Below are 18,193 nucleotides of genomic sequence, written 5' to 3'. Positions count from 1 at the left end.
CCGGCGGCAGCGCCACGCTCAGCACGATCCTGGCGGCCGTGCCGTTCGCCGGGTTCGTGATCGGGGCGGCGGTGCGGCCCCGGCACATTGAATAGCGGGTCAGCTCGATCGGGTTGCGGCGCGCAGTTCCTCGACGAACGCCTGGGTGTCCTCCCACCTCGGGAGCAGACCCGCGGCGCGCACCTCGTCGAGCGTAGGTGCCGCGGCGTCGCGATCGGAGATCACCAGCTCATGTCCGTCGGGCCAGTCGATACCCAGATCGGTGGCCAGGATGGTGTGCTCGCGCTGAGGGGCGTAGGGCGCCGAGCACAGGTACATCACAGTCGAATCATCTTCCAGCGCAAGGAAAGCGTGCCCCAAACCCTCCGAGAGGTAGATCGAGCGCCGGTCGGTGTCGTCGAGCCGCACCGAATCCCACCGTCCGAAGGTCGGCGAGCCGACCCTGATGTCGACGACGACGTCGAGCACCGCGCCGCGCACGCAGGTGACGTATTTGGCCTGGCTCGGCGGAAGCTGGGCGAAATGCACGCCGCGCAGCACACCGGCTGCCGACACCGAGCAGTTGGCCTGCCGGATATCGAATCTGTGCCCGGCGAACGCGGTGAACGCGTCGTCGGTGAACCACTCGAAGAACATGCCCCGGGAATCGCCGTGCAGCTTCGGGGTGATCTCCCAGGCGCCGGGCACCGCGAGTTCGCGCGCGGTCACTGGCCACGCTCCTGGTACTTCGCCTCGACCTTCTCCTTCAAAGGCCGCCACCAGGATTCGTTGTCCCGATACCAGTCAATAGTTGCGCGCAGCCCCTCGTCGAAGTCGGTATGCTTTGGGGCCCAGCCCAATTCGTCCTGCAGCGCCGACGGGTCGATCGCATAGCGCAGATCGTGCCCGGCCCGGTCGGTCACGTGGTCGAAGTCATCGGGGTCACGGTCCATCAGCCGCAGCAGCGTGCGCATCACGGTGAGATTGTCGCGCTCGTTCTCGGCGCCGATCAGGTAGGTGCGCCCGATCGTGCCGTCGGCCAGGATCCGCCACACCGCGCTGTTGTGGTCGTCGACGTGGATCCAGTCCCGCACATTGGCGCCCGCGCCGTACAGCTTGGCCCGCCGACCGGTCAGCAGATTGGTGATCTGGCGCGGGATGAACTTCTCGACATGCTGGTACGGGCCGTAGTTGTTGGAGCAGTTGGAGATCGTCGCACGCACCCCGTAGGACCGCACCCAGGCCCGCACCAGCAGATCGGCCGCGGCCTTGGTCGACGAGTAGGGGCTGGACGGGTTGTAGGGCGTGGTCTCGGTGAACCGCGCGGAGTCGCCGAGTTCCAGATCGCCGTACACCTCGTCGGTTGAGACGTGATGCAGCCGCACCCCGTGCCGGCGCACCGCCTCCAGAATCCTGAACGTGCCGATCACGTTGGTGTGCACGAACGGTTCCGGATCGGCCAGGGCGTTGTCGACGTGCGTCTCGGCGGCGAAGTGCACGACGGCGTCGGTCGCCGGATCCAGCTCGGAGATCAACCGCTCCACCAGATCCGCGTCGCCGATATCGCCCTGGACCAGCCGGATCCGATCGGCCGCCGGGGTCAGCGACTCCCGGCTGCCCGCATAGGTGAGGGCGTCGAGCACCGTTACCGAGGTGGTGAGGGCTTCACGCAGGGCCAGGTGCACGAAATTCGCGCCGATGAACCCCGCCCCGCCGGTGACCACCAACCGCATGGGTCAACCCTAACGGGTGCGGTGCATCAGCACTCCGCGCAGTCTCGTCCCGCGCGAGCGTGCGGATCGTATCGGCCTTGCGCGGCGGGTCTACCAGCAGACCCGCACACTCGGCCTAGTTGTCGGTGAGCCCCAGTGGCCCGGCCAACTCGGTCAGAGTCGGAATCAGCGTGTCGGGCCCGCCGAGCACCTGGATGGTCACATGGTCGGCGCCTGCTGCGATGTGCTGGCGCAGGCGGGCGGCGACGTCCTCGGCCGTTCCGTGTGCGACGACGGCGTCGATCAGTTTGTCGCTGCCCGGCTTGGCGACGTCGTGTTCGGTGAAGCCCAGCCGTCGCCAGCTGTTCAGGTAGTTGCTCAGGTTCAGGTAGAAGTCGACGGTCTGGCGTCCGATCTCGCGCGCCGCCGCGCCGTCGGTGCCCAGCACCACCTTGTGCTCGGGTGCCAGGTACACCGCCTCGCCGAGCACACCGCGGGCGTGCTCGGTGTGCTCGGGTGTGGTCAGGTACGGATGAGCGCCCGCGCTGCGCTGCGCCGACAGCCTGAGCACCTTGTCGCCGAGGGCCGCGATCACCAGGCGACTGGTCGGGACCTTGGCCGCGTCGAGCGCGTCCAGGTAGTCGACGAGCGCGTCGTAGGGCTTGCGGTACTCATCGGTGTGTTCGGGGTGGCCCACGCCGACGCCGAGCAGGAAGCGGCCGGGGTGCGCGGCCTCGATCCGGTGGAAGGATTCGGCGACCTGACCGGCGTCGGCGGTCCAGATGTTGACGATGCCGGTGGCCACCTGCAGCCGCTGGGTGTTCGCCAGGATCGGCTCCACGAACGACAGGTCAGCGGCCGGGGATCCCCCCGCCCAGACGGCGCCGTAGCCCAGCCCCTCGATCTCGGCGGCCTGCTCGGGCGTCACGGCCCCGAACGTCCACACCCCGTAGCGGCCGAGATCGGGCTTGAGTGAAAGCGCGTCCGTCATTTGGTGCTCCTCGCGTCCGCAGAAGTCATCTGGCAGTCCCCATCTTTCTCAGGCTTTCTCAGGCCAAGCCGAGCGGCCCGGCGAGTTCGGCAAGCGCAGGCACCAGTTTGTCCGGTGAGGTCAATACTTGCACGGGTACATGGTCGGCGCCGGCGGCCAGATGCTGCTTGAGTCGCGCGGCGACCGCATCAACCGTGCCATACGCGACGACGGCGTCGATGAACCGGTCACTGCCGGGCTTGGCCAGGTCCTCGTCGGTGAAGCCGAGCCGTTTGAAGTTGTTGCGGTAATTGGTCAGTCCGAGGTAGATGTCGAGCGCTTTGCGGCCGACCGCACGGGCCTGGTCCGCGTCGGTGGTGAGCACAGCCTTGTGCTCGGGTGCGATGAACGCGTCCGACCCGAGCAATTCGCGGGCCTGCCGGGTGTGCTCGGGCGTGGTCAGGTAGGGATGTGCCCCCGCGGAGCGGTCGGCAGACAGCTGCAGCACCTTCGGGCCCAGCGCGGCGACCACCCGGCGGTGCCTGGGCACCCCGTACTCGTCGAGTTTGTCGAGGTAGTCGGTGAGTGCGTCGAGCGGTTTGCGGTATTCGCCGATCGCCTCACGGTGGCCGACGCCGACCCCGAGCAGGAATCGGCCGGGATAGGCTGCGTCGATCCGGTGGAACGATTCCGAGACCGGGCCGGGTGCCGCGGTCCAGATGTTCACGATGCCGGTCGCCACCTGCAGGCTCGTGGTGGCCGCCAGGAGCGGTTCGACCCATTCCAATTCGGCGGGCGGGGATCCGCCCACCCACACCGCGCCGTATCCGAGCGCTTCGATTTCCTTGGCTTGCTGCGGGGTCACACCGCGGCCGAACGAGCCGAACTTGCCGAGATCCGGCTTGGTGGCGGCGGTGGATGTGGTCTGCGTCATGGTTCGGTCAACCCTGCGGCGGGTTGCCGCTATTCCGGACCGATCACGACGATTCTGACTCGGGACGCCGGTGCGCGATAATTCTTTGCGAGTGCAGACAACCGATACCCGAGGAGACGACCCCATCAGACAGAAGGGCCGGTAGGTGCTGGCTGTATTGCAGGCCTTCTCGGTCATCGCGATCGTCATTGTGGTCGGTGTTGTCGTCGGCCGCCTCGGCGTGTTGGGTGACAACGCCAGGATGGTGCTCAACCGCGCCGCGTTCCATATCGGTGTTCCCGCACTGATGCTGCTCGGTCTCGCCGATGCCGAACTCTCCCAGGTGTTTTCGCGTCCGCTTCTGGTTTCGGCGATCGCCGCGCTGGTGGCGTACGCGCTCTACTTCGTGGTCGCGCGGCTGATGCGCCGCCCGCGCGGTGAAACCGTCGTCGGGTCGATGCTGGCCTCCTACGTCAACGCGGGCAACCTGGGCATCCCGGTCAGCGCCTATGTGCTGGGCAGCAGCACCGAGATCTCGGCGATCATCCTGTTCCAGATCCTGGTGCTGGCACCGATCAGCCTCGGCCTGCTCGACGCGGAGAACTCCCGGCACAGGTCGGTCGGCCGGCGTCTGCTCAGCCTGTTCACCAACCCGATCATCGCGGCCAGCGCGGTCGGGCTGATCCTGGCCGAGACTCATGTCGAGCTACCGCAGGTGCTGCGCGATCCGCTCGAACTGCTGGCCGCGCTGGCGGTGCCCACCGTGCTGCTCGCCTTCGGCATATCCCTGAGCGCCCGCACCCGTGGCGACGGCCATCCCCATCGCGGCGAACTCGCGCTGGCGGTGGCGTTCAAGATCCTGCTGATGCCGGCCATCGCCTATGCGGTGGCGTGGGCGCTGGGCGCCGACCATCATCAGCTGGAGATCGTCACCGTGCTGGCCGCGCTGCCCTCGGCGCAGAACATCAACACCTACGCGGCGTTGTACCGTCGCGGCGAAACCCTGGCCAGGGACGCGACCCTGATCAGCACGATCCTGTCGGTACCGGTCATCGTGGGCGTGGTGGCACTGACCGGGTGAGCCGGCCCGGCCGCGTCAGCCGTCGGATTCGAGGCTGGCGCCCGCCTCCGGTGCCGGGGCCTGGATCGGAAGCACCACGGTGAATTGGGTGTTGCCCGGTTCGGAGTGCACCCGCAGATCACCGCCGTGCTTCTCCACCACGATGCGCCAGGCCAGATCGAGTCCGAGCCCGGTGCCCTCGCCGAAGGGCTTCGTGGTGAAGAACGGGGTGAAGATGCGTCCGACGATGTCCTCGGGGATGCCGGGCCCGTCATCGCAGATCTCGACCCGGATCATCTCGTCGTTCTCCCGCGCGGTGCGGATGGTCAGCGTGCCCCGCCCGCCCATGGCCTGGATCGCATTGTCGATGAGGTTCGTCCATACCTGGTTGAGATCGCCTGGGTAGCACTGCAATTCGGGCAGAGACTTGTCCATTTCCTTGGCCAGAGTGATCGGCCCGTCCTTACCGATCTTGCCGCCGAACATCATGATGGTGCTGCGCAACAGTTCGTGGACATCGGCGCTCGAGTACGCGCCGCGGTCCATCTGCGAGTACTGTTTGGCGCCGGCCAGCAGGGCTGAGATCCGCTTGCTGGCCTCGGCGATCTCGTTCATCCGGAGTTCGTTGTCGATGGTGTACTTCAGCCAGCCGATCGCGCTCTGCAGCGACGCGCTGGCGTCGACGTCGTCAACGGACGCCGAGATGCGCTCGAGCCAGTCGATGTCGAGACCCGCCTCCACGAACGTCGGAGCATAGTCCCAGGCGCCCACGATGCCGTGGTCCTCGAGCCAGTCGCCGATCTGGTCTTCCCGGTCTGACGTCTCCAGGGCCGTGAGCTCCAGCCCTTTGCTCTTCGCGACCTGCTCGGCCACCTCGTCCTGGATGGTCACCAGTACGCGCAGCGCCTCCGGGCTGAACTTGCCGTCGGCCAGCATCGCCAGCTTGTGTCGCATCTTGCCGACGCACTCGCGCAAGTCGGCCACCGCCCGCGCGGTGGCCGCCGCCGGATTGTTGAGCTGATGGGTCAGCCCGGCGGTGATGGTGCCCAGCGCCAGCAGCTTCTCGCGCTGCCCGATGATCTGGCTCTGTCGCCGTCCGCCGACCTTGTGTCCCTCCAGCAGATGCACCGCCATCGGGAACTCGGCCTGCATGAACGCGGCGAACGCGTTGGAGTCCAGCACGAACACCCGCGACGGCAGGGTCAGCCGCACCGACGCCTCGTAGATGTGCTCCTCACCGGGGATGTAGGCCGACCAGGCGCCGAAGTACACGCCGCGCTGCGAGGTGCGGTTGGTCTGGATGTCGACGCCACCCGAGCGCTTCGACATCACCAACTCGCCGTCGATCAGCACGTAGAAGCAGGTCGCGGGGTCCCCTTCGGTGCAGATCGGGCCGACCGGGAACGTCTCGATGCTGCCTGCCGCGCACAGCGTGTCGAGCTGATCGTCGGAGAGATCCTCGAACAGGAACAGGGTCCGCAGTTCGTCGCGAACACACACTTCGCTCATATCCGTCGTCAGCTCCTCATGCTCGGCTGTCATGCTTCTGCCAGGTAGCGGTGCACCAGCATCACCGCCATCGACCCTTCGCCGACGGCAGCCGCCACCCGCTTGGCGGAGTCGGCGCGCACATCCCCTGCAACAAACACACCGGGCAAACTTGTTTCCAGGTGGTGCGGCGGGCGTTCCAGCGTCCAGCCGCACACGTCGCGCAGGTCCGGCCCGGCCAGGATGAATCCGTGGTCGTCGCGGGCCACCACACCGTCCAGCCAGTCGGTGCGCGGTGTCGCCCCGATGAAGCAGCACATCCGGCTCGAGCGCACCTCCTCACGTTCCCCGGTGCGCTTGTTCTCCAGCACCAGACCGACCAGGTGGTCGTCCTCGCCGATCGCCGACACCACCTCGGTGCAGGTCCGGACGTGGATGTTGGGGGTCGCCTCGATCTGCTGGATCAGGTAGTAGGACATCGATGCCTCCAGCGACGGCCCGCGCACCAGCAACGTCACCGAGTTGGCGGTCCGCGCCATGAACATCGCCGCCTGCCCGGCCGAATTGGCCCCACCCACGATGTAGACGTCCTCATCGCGGCATTCGGCGGCGTCGGAGACCGAGGCGCCGTAGTAGACGCCGCGGCCCACATAGTTGATCGGGTTGTCGGGATCGTCCCAGCATCCCGGCACCGTGAGCTGGCGGTACTCCACCCCGGTGGCCAGGATCACCGAGCGCGCCCCGATGGTGCCGCCGTTGGCGAAGGTGATGGTGCGCGCCGTGCCCGCGACCTCCAGCTGAGTGGCCTCACGGGTGGTGATGACCTCGGCGCCGAAGCGCTCGGCCTGCCTGCGCGCCGACGTGGCCAGCTCCGCGCCGGAAACCCCGGTGGGGAAGCCGAGATAGTTCTCGATCCGGGAGCTGCGGCCGGCCTGCCCGCCCGTGGTCGCGCCCTCGATCAGGACGGTCTTGAGTCCCTCGGACGCGCCGTAGACCGCGGCCGCCAGCCCCGCTGGGCCGCCGCCGATCACCGCGAGGTCATACATCTCCAGGGACGGGCTGGTCGACAGCCCCAGCATGTCGGCGAGCTCGCCGTCGGTCGGTTCGACCAGCGTCGCGCCGCCCTCGGTGATCACCACCGGAAGCTGCAGCCCATCCAGGCCCGCGGCCTCCAGCAGCTGCTTGCCCTTGGGCTCGTCGGAGGTGAACGCGCGGTAGGTGTGCTGGTTGCGGGCCAGGAACTGGCGCACCTCCCAGGACCGCGGGCTCCATGGGTGCCCGATCACCTTGGTGTGCGGGATGGCCCGGTCGCCGACGGCGTGCCACGCCTCCAGCAGTCCGTCGATCACCGGATAGAGCTTCTCCTCCGGCGGATCCCACGGCTTGAGCAGGTAGTGGTCGAGGTCGACGACGTTGATCGCCGCGATCGCGGCGGTGGTGTCGGCGTAGGCGGTCAGCAGGACTCGCCGGGCCATCGGGTAGAGGTCCATCGCGGCTTCGAGGAACTCGATGCCGCTCATCTGCGGCATCCGGTAGTCGGCGACGAACACCGCAACGGTGTCGCCGCGCAGCTTCAGCTCATTGAGCGTTTCCAGGGCGTCCGGGCCCGATTCCGCACGTACGATGCGGTACCGCTCGCCGTAGTGCCGGCGCAGGTCGCGCGCCACGGCGCGGGACACCGCGGGGTCGTCGTCGACGGTGAGGATTACGGGTTTGCGGGGCTGGGGAGAGGGTCCAGTCATATCGCTATTGATTATGCGCTGTCCATCCAGTGATTTTCTCGCTCCCGGAAATACGCCACGTGCGAAAGCGACCCGTTGCCGTCAGTGGCCAACGGTGTCGCCGCCGCTTCGGAGCCATGCTGGTTGCCACGGGCTGAGGGACCACGAGCAGGTAGCGATGTCGATGGTATGGGTGGCGCCCAGCTATGACGGTCGCGAAGACGATGCGGGCACGTGAGACAAGGCACGAACGGTGGTCACCGCCCGAGCCACCCGCCGTCGACAGGCAGGGTCACTCCGGAAACGTAATCAGCCGCATGCGATGCGAGGAACACCGTTGCGCCGCCAAGGTCGCTTGCCGTGCCCCAGCGACCTGCCGGGATGCGCTCCAGGATGCTCTTCGAGCGATTGCTGTCGGCGCGCAGTGCTTCGGTGTTGTCCGTGGCGATATAGCCCGGTGCTATGGCGTTGACCGTCACTCCGCCAGCCGTCCACTCGTTGGCGAGGGCTTTCGTCAGACCTGCAATGGCAGATTTTGCAGCAGTGTAAGCGGGAACATTGATGCCGCCTTGGAAGCTCAGAAGGGATGCGGTGAAGATGATCTTTCCGCGGCCCCGTTTGAGCATCGATGCGCCGACGGCCTGGGTGAGCGCAAACTGGCTGGAAAGGTTCACCTCGAGTAGTCGGTCCCAGGATTCCAGCGTGTGTTCCGCCGCCGGTGCTCGTTCTATGGTGCCGGCGTTGTTCACGAGGATGTCGACGTCGAGACCTGCTAGACGTTCAGCAAGTTGCTTCACGGCTCCGCGGTCGCCGAAGTCACATCGAATCGAGGTGAAGCGGCGTCCGTGTGACTCGACTGCGGCGCTGATGTCACTGCCGGTTTGTTCGAGTTGGGCGCTCACGCCGACGATGTCGGCACCCGCCGCGGCCAGGGCGTCAGCCATCGCGAAACCGATGCCCCGCCTGGCTCCAGTTACCACCGCTGTTTGTCCGGACAGGTCGAAGAGGGAGGTCATTTCGCGTCTTGCACATCCACGAGGACCTTCATCGCGGCCCCCGATTCCAGTGTGGAAAGCGCTTCGGCGGTCTCAGAGAGCCCGACGACCCGGCTGATGAGCAGGTCGGCGGGGATCAGGTCGGCATCGAGAAGCTCGATGGCCCTTTCGAAGTCGGTTCGTTCATAGACCCGTGCCCCGAGTATGCGGAGTTCGCGCCAAAAGACGCGATGCAGATCGACTTCTCGGGGCGTGGGGTGTATCGCCACGACGACGATCGTGCCGCGGACCTTGGCCAGATCCGTGGCCCCGCGGACGGCGGCTGCTGCGCCGGAGACTTCGAAGACGACATCCGCACCTGCGCCGGTGGTCCAGTCGGTCACCCACTCGACCTGGTCCACCTCGCGGGGATCGATGGTGGTGAACCCCAGCGCATCGACCTGGGCGCGCCGCTTCGGATCAAGCTCGATTACGGCGACCTCCGCTCCGTGAATCCGCGCGACCGAGGCGATGAGCACACCAATGGGCCCGCCTCCGATCACGACGGCCCTGTCGCCGGCTTCAAGGCCAGATCTGCGCACGTCGTGGACGGCAACCGCGGTTGGCTCAACCAATGCCGCGGAGTCCAGACGTAATGTCTCGGGCAGAGCGAGGACCACGCTCGCGGGCACGTTCCAGAGTCGCTGCAGGGATCCGGGCGAATCGATGCCGATGAAGTTGAGATTCTGACAAATGTGCTGGTTTCCCGCGCGACATGCAGGGCAGGTGTCGTCCCAGTCGAGTGGCATCACGGTTACGTGGTCGCCGGTGGACCAGCCGTCGACGTCGGCTCCGACGGCCGATATCGTCCCGCTCATCTCGTGGCCGAAAACCAGTGGTGTAGAGACGCGGGCGTCCATGTGGCCGTGGAAAATGTGGAGATCGGTGCCACACAGACCGGTGTAGGCGACGGCGATCTGTACTTCACCTGGCGCAGGAGGGGCTGCCGTGGACACCTTGATCTCGATCGAGCGATTCTTGACGTAGTTCGCTGACAGCATTGGCTCCTCCTGAGTCGTGGTTACTTGACGGCTCCACCGGTTGCGCCGGCAGCGACGAACCGTTGAGCGGCGATGAGCAAGACGATGGCGGGCATCGAGGCGAGAACGGATGTCGCCATGACTGCGCTCCAGTCCGTCTGATCGGCGCCGAGGTAGTTGTAGATACCGAGGGTGATCGGCCGCACGGCCTCAGTTGTGGTGAGAGTCAGCGCGAAGACGAAGTCACTCCACGAAAACAGGAACGTGAACAGGGCCGCCGTGACGATGCCGTTCCTGGCGAGGGGAATGGCCATCGCGATGAAGGTTCGGAACATGTTGGCGCCATCGATTCGAGCGGCTTCGAGCACTGATGGAGGAATTCCCTGCATGCTCGTTCGAATGAGCAGGATCGCGAACGCGAGCCCGTGCGACGCGTCGGCAAGGATCAGACCACCGATCGAATTCAGCAGACCGAGATTGTTGAAGGCACTATAGAGCGAGTTGGCGACCACGATTCCGGGGATCATCTGCGTGATGGCGAGGACGAGCAGGATCAGGTTGAGGCCGGGCAACTCGAACTGCGCCAACGCGTACGAGGCAGGCATCGCAATGATCAAGACGAGAACCACGCTGCCGAGTGCGACGACGAGGCTGGTGGCGAGGTTTGCCCCTTGTTCGCTGAGTGCCGTCTGGTACCCGTCCACATGGAAGTGGGTGGGGAAGAAGGAGTCAGCGAGATTGCTTCCCGATTCCTGGAACGAGAGATTGATCATCCAGTAGACCGGAAACAGCATGACGACCAACAGCGTGATCCCAATTACGGTGTTGGATCGTCGGTTGAGGCGCGTTGTGCGAATGATGGCAGCCTCCTAATCGGTGGCGGAGCGTCGTGTTGACCGCAGGTAGACAATGGCGAAAGCCAACGCAATCAGGATCAAGATGTTGCTCAGTGCTGCGCCTTGGCCGAAGTTGAATTTCTGGAACGATTGGAAGTACGACTGCGTGGCCAGCGTTTGGGTCGAGTCTGCTGGGCCGCCGCGGGTGAGACCGAGAATGATGTCGAGGGATCGAAGCGTGTAAATCACGCCCAACAGCACGACCACTGTCACGGTCGGTCGCAATAGCGGCCAGGTGACAAAGCGGAATCTACGTAGACCGGTGGCACCGTCCATGGCGGCGGCTTCGTAAATGTCGTCAGGGATTTCCTGCAACCCGCCGTAGATGATCGTGACGTTGAAGGGGATCCCGACCCAGATGTTGACGATGATCACCGAGATGAGGGCGATGGTCGGACTTGACAACCAGGGTATGCCGGTGTCGATCACACCGAGCGCCTTGAGAACCGCGTTGACGGCCCCGGAGTCCTGATCCATCAGTGAACGCCAGAGAGCAGTCGAGACGATCACCGGCAGCAACCAGGGGAGCAGTAGAAGGGAGCGCAGCGTCGTGCTCAGCGGGAACTTCTTTTTGAAAAAGTTGGCTATCAGCATTGCAAGGATGAACTGAGCGGCGACGGAGCCGATTACGAAGACAAATGTGTTCCGGACGGTCGGCCAGAACGTGGGGTCACCAATGACCACTCGGTAGTTGTCGAGTCCGACGAATGGAGCCTGTCCCGTGTAAAACGTAGCGGTCGTGTAGTTCTGAAATCCCATCAAGCCGTTGTGCACGACCGGGTAGAAGAAGAACAGCGCTATGTAGATCAATGACGGCGCAATGAAGAGCCACTGGTAGATCTTGGCTCGCGTCATTCCTGGGTTCACTTTCGGTCGGCCGGACAGTCGGGCGGGAGTCAGCGCGGCCTGCTTCGGATGACGCTGAAGACCCGGCCGTTCGGGGGCGCCTTCGTCGATTACCTGTTGGCGTCTTTCAGTGCTGCGCTCACACTCGATTGGCCTGTGATGGCCGCCTGTACGGCGGTGTAGATCCGGGTGGACGCATCGGCCCACTTGGCGCCGAGTAGCGCAGTCCTGCCGCGGCCGTTCCGAACCTGGTCGACGACGACGGCCTGGGCAGGGAGCTGCGCGAGGTACTTGGAGTCGAGTGCGGGGTTGGCGGGGACGGCGCCGCGCTGGACTGCCAAAGACATTTGCGTTTCGTCCGACATCAGGCACTCGAGCACTTCAGCGGCCTTGGCCTGGCGCGCGGCGTCGCCGGTGAGCGGGAGTGTCCACACCTCGCCACCGAGTGGAGCCACGGACGTGTCTCCGGTCGAGGGAACAGGGATGGTCGCCGTCTTGTAATTCAGCTCGCTGGTCTTGTCGAACTTTGCCATCTGGCTGGATGAGGTGAGGACGATCGCGCTCTTGCCGGTTGCGAACTGGTCCCCGACATCCGAATTGCCCCACTGTACGACGGACTGCGAAGCAGCTCCGCTCTTCACGAGGTCGACTTCGAATTGGAGCGCGTTCCGTGCTGCCGCGCTGTCGAGATCGTCTTCCTTGCCCCCGTCGGACCAGAAGAGCGGGAGGAAGACGTATGTCCCCTCGGTGTTGTTCTTGGCGCTGAAGGCCACACCATAGGTATCGCCGCGCTTCAATTTCGCGGCGTCCGCCTTCAGCTGCTCCCACGTGGAAGGAAAAGTGGTGATACCGGCCGCGTTGAGGAGATCGACGTTGTAGAACATGACAAGGGTGCCGAGGGTCGGAGCTCCTCCGTATACCTTGCCGTCGAATGTTCCCAATTGAACTGCGCCGGGCCCGACGTTGTCGGTGGTGATGCCGGCGTCCGACAGAGCTTGCAGTGCCCCCGTGGACGCGAGGGCCGGCAGGTCGGTGTTGTCGATCATCTGGATGTCTGGGGGCGTTCGCGCACTGACTTTCTGGAGGGTCTTCGCAACGAGATCAGCCGATGGGATCGACTCACGCTCGATGGCGACGCCGGCGGTCGTCCCGCACGCTGAGAGGGCTTCTCCGATAATCGATTTCGCAGGCTCGTCGGTGTAATAGTCCGCCACGCTGATACTGGTGACGGCCTCGGAGGATGACGAGGGACCGCCGGGCGAGCATGCGGTCATCGTGATGCCGAGAATCACCATCGAGCCGACCGCGAAGGCTCGGCGGGCTGACTGGCGGTGCTGTTTGGACACGGGCACACCTCTCCGTGATCTGGTTTTGGGGCTTCTTCCCGAGAAACCGCGACTCACCGTGACTGATGGCACTTTCGGTACGAGCTGTGATGGCCAACTCATGGCACATCATACATATGATGTGTGTAAAAAAAGCAATACCGCACAGCCGCCGGCGGGACGCGTCTTGGGTTCGACGTTGTGTCGTGCGCTCAGTCGCCGTCCGTTGACAGCCGGCGCCTCTCCCAGGATCCCTGAATGTGGTTGTACATCGCCCGTTCTGCGGCAACGGTGTCGCGCTTACGAATTGCGCGGCAGATGTCCTCGTGGGCCGCAAGTGTGGTTGCCGCGGCGTTGTCTGGCTCAACGCCGTGATACCGGCTGCTTTCCAGTGCCCGACTGAACAATGTGCGCGCGATGCTGGGCGCCAGGCGGTTGCCCGAAATCTTCATGACCAGCGAGTGGAACCGGCGGTCGGCGACGGTGAACCGAGGCGGGTCATCAATCGAGGTCCGCATCTCATCTATCGCTTGCTCGAGTTCGCTGATTTGCTCGGGATTCGCCTTGACCGCCGCCTCGGCGGCCATCGCCGCCTCAAGCCCTGCCCGCACCTTGCTCAACTCGTCCAGGATCCCGAGGGCGTCATCGTGGTCGATCATCGCGCTCAAAACCACTGGGTCGAGTAGGTTCCAGTTGCTGGGATCGGAAACCATCGTGCCCAAGCCTTGCGCAACAGTGACCAGCCCTTTCTCCTCCAGGCGCTTCACCGATTCGCGCACGACCGTGCGGCTGACGCCGAACTGCGCCGCCAGTTGCGCTTCCGGCGGGAGAAGATCCCCCGGCTTGAGGGCGCCGGTGATTACCACGTCCGTCAGTTGCTGAACGACCGCGACACCCAGCCGGGCAGCAGGGCGCCGGACTCCAATGCTGGGGATTCCGGGAGTGGTGGCGTCCTGATGGTGAGCCTGCTCTGCCTTCATGGAGAGGAGTTTATGGCGGCCGGGCGTTCGCTGGGGTTCGTGCTAATACGTATGATGTATTATGTTATGAACGACGCCGGGCTCGATGAGTGGGGATGGAATGAAGATCACGGGGTACTCCAGCCTCACCACGGTGCACGATTGGGGTCGGCCGGTCGGCGACATCAATGGCTTCGTCGACCCTGGTATCAGCGAGGTTCCAGTACTCATGCTGCATACCGACGGGGGGCTCGTCGGTGTGGGCCTCGGTCACCATCCCGACATCGAACGGGTGTTTCCGGCGGTCGAAGATGAGGATCCGCGAGCGGTGACCGCCATCTACGACCGCATGTTGGCGCAAGTGTTCAAAACTGGTCACGGCGGCGCCACGTTCGGCACCATCGGCGCCATCGACATGGCGATCTGGGACCTCAAGGCAAAGATGGCCGATCAGCCGCTCTGGCGGATGCTCGGCGCCCGGGACCGTTTCGTACCTGGTTACGCATCGGGCCTGGACATCGCCCTGACCGACGAAGAACTCGTTGCCCTCCACGGTCGATACGCTGATCACGGCTTCTCCAGCGCGAAGATCAAAGGCGGTCTCGACGCGGCGACCGACATCAAGCGGCTCACAGAAGTTCGAGACGTGCTCAGAAGAAACTCCCGACGACCCGCCCTGATGCTCGATGTGAACGAAGCGTGGAATCGAAAGCAAGCCGTCGGGCACGTCGCGGAAATCGAAAGCCGCATCCCGTTGACGTGGGTCGAAGAACCCGTTCGGCGCTGGGATGCCCAAGGGCACCGTGCCGTCGGCCGGGCAGTCAAAGCGTCGATCGCAACCGGAGAAAATCTCGTAGGACTGGAGCAGTACCGCCCCTTGTTGGACGCTGAGGCAGTCGACATCGTCCAGGCTGGAATGGTCTGGGGGGTTACGCATTTCCTGCGTGTGTCGACGATTGCCTTCGCGCGCGACTTGCCGGTCAGCCCGGTGGGCTACAACTGCAATCCAGTAGCGCACGCTGCCGCCGCGGTGCCCAACCATCTCACCACCGAGGTGCAAGACTTCGGGTTTCCCCGCGGTCTCAGCGTCGACCAGACGATCGCTGACGGCGGCATCATCCTTGGTGACCAGCCAGGGCTCGGAATCACAGTCGACGAAGAAGTAATCGCTTCCGGAAGCGCAACCGGCGGATGGGGTGTGCGCACTGGGCCTCACATCCGACCGGAACGAGCCGGCCTACGGATGAGCGGGGAGGGATAGCGCGCTCGGGGGATCCGAGACGGACGCCAGTACACGACGTCGGGCTCAGCCTCAGTTGATTCGAATACTTTGGGTGTCACCGGCACCCAGAAGGGACGACGATCCAGCATGGCCAAAGTCATCTTCGATCACGCGACCAGGCATCACCCGGGAAACACCGTGCCGAGCGTCGACCACCTCAACCTCGAAATCGACGATGGGGAGTTTCTGGTCATGGTCGGCCCCTCCGGTTGCGGCAAGTCGACATCGCTACGCATGCTCGCGGGCCTGGAAAACGTCAGCGACGGGCACATCTTCATCGGCGAAAAAGACGTTACCGACGTCCAGCCCAAAGACCGTGACATCGCAATGGTGTTCCAAAACTATGCGCTCTATCCGCACATGACGGTCGCGCAGAACATGGGCTTTGCCCTGAAAATGGCGAAGGTGAGTAAAGCCGAGATCGATACACGTGTCCGGGAGGCCGCCTCTCTGCTCGACCTCGACAAGCACCTCGACCGGAAACCAAAAGCCCTGTCGGGCGGCCAGCGTCAACGCGTAGCAATGGGCCGAGCGATAGTGCGCAAACCCCAGGTCTTCCTGCTCGATGAGCCACTGTCGAACCTCGACGCAAAACTGCGGGTACAGACTCGAACCCAGATTGCCCAGCTGCAACGTCGGCTCAACACCACCACTTTGTATGTCACCCACGATCAGGTCGAGGCCATGACGATGGGTGACCGGGTAGCGGTACTGAAAGACGGTGTGTTGCAACAATGTGCAGCGCCGCGAGACCTCTACCGCGACCCCGCCAACCTCTTCGTCGCCGGCTTTATGGGATCACCAGCGATGAACCTGTTCACCTTGCCCGTGCAAAGCGGCGGCGTGGTCGTCGGCGCTCACCGAGTACCGATGCCACGTTCTGTCGCACAAAACCTCAAGGATTCCGTCGTGGTGGGCATCCGACCCGAACACCTCGAGATCACACACGGAAGCGGAATCAACATGGAAGTGGCCGTAGTCGAAGAGCTCGGCTCGGACGCCTACGTCTACGGCCGTACCAAAGACACCGAAAATGGTTCCGCAGCAGGTGAACCAATCGCCGCGCGCGTCGACTGGCGCAACCCGCCGGCCAAGGGCGAGCGCATTACCCTCTCTGTCGGCGAAGCGCACATCTACTTCTTTGCGCCGGCTGACGGACGCCGACTGCGCTGATGACTGTTCGGTGACACCGTTTCGTCGTATGGCGGCCGAATCGCCACTTCCGCGGGCCGGGCTCAGGCTGAGTGGTCGGTCTTGCCGTTGAGCAGCGCAGCCACGTCGATTCCCGAGGACTTGAGGGATTCGACGATCTTGGCGACCGCGAGCGGGCTGATCCCGAGCAGACCGCCCACCGCATCCTGGGTGTCGCCCGAGCCGCCGATGATCGACAGCCGCTCGATCTCGGCCAGCGGCGTCGCAGCCGCCTCGGTCGCCTTGACCACCGAGGCCAGCACATCGGGCAGCATCAGCAGCCTCGCTGCGTCGGCGCTGTAGCTGTTCAGCGCGGCCGCGATCTCCTTCTTGCCGTTCGCCTCCGCGAGCAGTTTGGCCTCGATACCGGCCGCCTCGGCCTGCTGCTCGACGCGCAGCGCATCGGCCAGCTCTTTCTTACCGGCGGCCTCCGCGACCAACTTGGCCTGCAGGCTGTCCGCCTCGGCCTGCTTCTCGACCCGCAGCGCATCGGCGGCCGCCTTGCGGGCGTCGGCCTGGGCCTGACCCTTGCGCCGCTCGGTCTCGGCCGCGGCCTCGGCGGCCAGGATCGTGGACTGCCGCTGACCCTCGGCGATCGCGATATCGGCCTGCCTTTTGGCCTCGGCGGGCGCGATGACATCGGCCTGCAGGGCGGCCTGGGCCTGCTCGCTGCGGCGCTGCTCGACCTCGATGCGGGCCTGCACCCGGGCGGCCTCGGCCTGTTCGGTGGCGATGCCGACGTCCTTCTGGGCGCGGGCATTGGCCAATGGGCCGGCCTGGTCGGCCTGCGCGTTCTCGGCCTCGGTCTGGGCCCGCAGCCGGGCGAGTTCGACATCGCGCTTCTGATTGGCGGTGGCGATCGCGGTATCGGCCTCGGCCTGGGCGATCGAACCCTCCTGACGGGCCTTGGCGGATTGGATCTGGGCGTCCCGTTCGGCCTCGGCGGTGCCGACCGTGGCGTCGCGCTTGACCTCGGCGATCCGTCGCTGGCCCAGCGACTTCAGGTAGTCGTTGCCGTCCGAGATACCGGCGATCTTGAGGACGTCGACCTCCATGCCGATGCGGGCCAGGTCGCCGCCGGCCTCGTCGACCACGCTGCGGGCCAGGGTGTCGCGGTTGGAGTTGAGGTCCTCGACCGTCATCGTCGCGGTGATACCGCGCAGGCTGCCGGCCAGGATCTCGTTGATCTGGTGCTGTAGCTCGTTGAGGTCGGAGGTCAGGAAGCGCTGGACCGCGGTCTGCACCGCTTCGTCGGCCGAGCCGATCCGGACCAGCCCGACGGCCTCGACGTTGACCGGGACACCGTTGTTGGACAGCGCGTTCTGCAGGTTGATGCTGACGTTGAACGGCTCCAGGCTCATGATGTCGACGCGTTCGATGCCGGGCATCCGGAAGCGCGCACCGCCGCGCACCACCTTGGGCTGGCCGCGGCCGGTGAACACCGCGACCTCGTTGGGCGGCACCTTGATGTAGTTCTTCACGTACACCAGCGGCAGCACCACCAGCACCAGGATGGCGGCGACGGCGGCCAGGACGACGATCAGCAGCAGGGACACGGTGGCCTTCTTTCGGTCAGTGCTCGGGTACTGCGACGACGTGGACGTAATCGGAGTCGATATCGGCGATGTAGACGCGGGTGGACTTGGCCAGTGCGGCCGGTTCGGCGCTCTTGGCGCGGGAGAAGACCCGGTTGCCGTCGGCGTCGACGAAGGCGACCTCGCCCCAGCCGCCGGCCGGGACCTCCAGCGTCACCGTGCCGAGCAGCCCGATATAGGAGGACCGGCCCTTGTGCGAATTGGACTGCTGCCTGCGCAGGTAGGGCAGCAGCACCCCGTTG

General features: G+C 65.1%; 16 protein-coding genes and 1 pseudogene. 3 read left to right on the top strand and 14 right to left on the bottom strand.

What is annotated here, in order from left to right; genetic code table 11:
• Positions 1–99 precede the first annotated feature (99 nt).
• The 4 genes from ACWDTP_RS29500 to ACWDTP_RS29485 form a co-directional block, all read right to left on the bottom strand.
• Positions 100–708: a dTDP-4-dehydrorhamnose 3,5-epimerase family protein gene (locus tag ACWDTP_RS29500; protein WP_450026470.1), complete on the bottom strand. Its 609-nt coding sequence runs from the start codon at positions 706–708 to the stop codon at positions 100–102.
• Entirely contained in the window at positions 705–1,712 is a 1,008-nt protein-coding gene (gene rfbB, locus ACWDTP_RS29495) for a dTDP-glucose 4,6-dehydratase (RefSeq protein WP_450026468.1), read from the bottom strand. The genes ACWDTP_RS29500 and rfbB overlap by 4 nt, the downstream gene beginning before the upstream one ends.
• A gap of 115 nt (positions 1,713–1,827) precedes the next feature.
• Positions 1,828–2,682 (bottom strand): LLM class F420-dependent oxidoreductase, encoded by an 855-nt coding sequence (locus tag ACWDTP_RS29490; RefSeq protein ID WP_450026466.1) that lies wholly within the window; start codon positions 2,680–2,682, stop codon positions 1,828–1,830.
• Between the two features lie 58 nt (positions 2,683–2,740).
• Positions 2,741–3,595 (bottom strand): LLM class F420-dependent oxidoreductase, encoded by an 855-nt coding sequence (locus ACWDTP_RS29485; protein WP_450026464.1) that lies wholly within the window; start codon positions 3,593–3,595, stop codon positions 2,741–2,743.
• Positions 3,596–3,740: 145 nt separating this feature from the next.
• Between ACWDTP_RS29485 and ACWDTP_RS29480 the strand changes: the two genes are divergently transcribed.
• Positions 3,741–4,655, top strand: a complete 915-nt coding sequence (locus ACWDTP_RS29480; protein WP_450026462.1) for an AEC family transporter — start codon at positions 3,741–3,743, stop codon at positions 4,653–4,655.
• A gap of 15 nt (positions 4,656–4,670) precedes the next feature.
• Here ACWDTP_RS29480 and ACWDTP_RS29475 read toward each other — a convergent pair whose 3' ends face one another.
• From ACWDTP_RS29475 to ACWDTP_RS29440, 8 genes are all read right to left on the bottom strand, one after another.
• Positions 4,671–6,143 (bottom strand): ATP-binding protein, encoded by a 1,473-nt coding sequence (locus tag ACWDTP_RS29475; RefSeq protein WP_450026472.1) that lies wholly within the window; start codon positions 6,141–6,143, stop codon positions 4,671–4,673.
• A 29-nt stretch (positions 6,144–6,172) separates the two neighbouring features.
• Positions 6,173–7,864 (bottom strand): FAD-dependent oxidoreductase, encoded by a 1,692-nt coding sequence (locus ACWDTP_RS29470; RefSeq protein ID WP_450026460.1) that lies wholly within the window; start codon positions 7,862–7,864, stop codon positions 6,173–6,175.
• Positions 7,865–8,100: 236 nt separating this feature from the next.
• Positions 8,101–8,859 (bottom strand): SDR family oxidoreductase, encoded by a 759-nt coding sequence (locus tag ACWDTP_RS29465; RefSeq protein WP_450026458.1) that lies wholly within the window; start codon positions 8,857–8,859, stop codon positions 8,101–8,103.
• On the bottom strand, positions 8,856–9,878 hold the full coding sequence (locus tag ACWDTP_RS29460; RefSeq protein ID WP_450026456.1) for a zinc-dependent alcohol dehydrogenase: 1,023 nt from the start codon (positions 9,876–9,878) through the stop codon (positions 8,856–8,858). Before ACWDTP_RS29460 ends, ACWDTP_RS29465 begins: the two co-directional genes overlap by 4 nt.
• 20 nt (positions 9,879–9,898) lie before the next feature.
• Positions 9,899–10,651, bottom strand: a complete 753-nt coding sequence (locus tag ACWDTP_RS29455) for a carbohydrate ABC transporter permease (protein WP_450026454.1) — start codon at positions 10,649–10,651, stop codon at positions 9,899–9,901.
• Positions 10,652–10,726: 75 nt separating this feature from the next.
• A complete protein-coding gene (locus ACWDTP_RS29450; protein WP_450026452.1) occupies positions 10,727–11,608 on the bottom strand; it encodes a carbohydrate ABC transporter permease in 882 nt (293 codons plus the stop codon).
• Positions 11,609–11,709: 101 nt separating this feature from the next.
• Complete coding sequence (locus ACWDTP_RS29445) at positions 11,710–12,945, bottom strand: extracellular solute-binding protein (RefSeq protein ID WP_450026450.1); 1,236 nt, start codon at positions 12,943–12,945, stop codon at positions 11,710–11,712.
• Between the two features lie 191 nt (positions 12,946–13,136).
• A complete protein-coding gene (locus tag ACWDTP_RS29440) occupies positions 13,137–13,904 on the bottom strand; it encodes a FadR/GntR family transcriptional regulator (protein WP_450026448.1) in 768 nt (255 codons plus the stop codon).
• A 100-nt stretch (positions 13,905–14,004) separates the two neighbouring features.
• Here ACWDTP_RS29440 and ACWDTP_RS29435 point away from each other — a divergent pair, with 100 nt between their 5' ends.
• Positions 14,005–15,144: a mandelate racemase/muconate lactonizing enzyme family protein gene (locus ACWDTP_RS29435; protein ID WP_450026446.1), complete on the top strand. Its 1,140-nt coding sequence runs from the start codon at positions 14,005–14,007 to the stop codon at positions 15,142–15,144.
• A 108-nt stretch (positions 15,145–15,252) separates the two neighbouring features.
• Positions 15,253–16,338 carry an ABC transporter ATP-binding protein gene (locus ACWDTP_RS29430; protein WP_450026444.1) on the top strand — a complete coding sequence of 362 codons (1,086 nt, stop codon included), beginning with the start codon at positions 15,253–15,255 and terminating at the stop codon, positions 16,336–16,338.
• Between the two features lie 62 nt (positions 16,339–16,400).
• On the opposite strand, the gene ACWDTP_RS29425 is transcribed toward ACWDTP_RS29430, so the two are convergent.
• Positions 16,401–17,912: a flotillin family protein gene (locus ACWDTP_RS29425; RefSeq protein ID WP_450026442.1), complete on the bottom strand. Its 1,512-nt coding sequence runs from the start codon at positions 17,910–17,912 to the stop codon at positions 16,401–16,403.
• Between the two features lie 16 nt (positions 17,913–17,928).
• Positions 17,929–18,193 (bottom strand): annotated as a pseudogene (locus tag ACWDTP_RS29420) (hypothetical protein); the annotation flags it as partial.

The sequence above is a fragment of the Mycobacterium sp. NPDC003449 genome (genome assembly GCF_053588415.1).
This window is presented reverse-complemented; position numbering and strand designations above follow the sequence as displayed.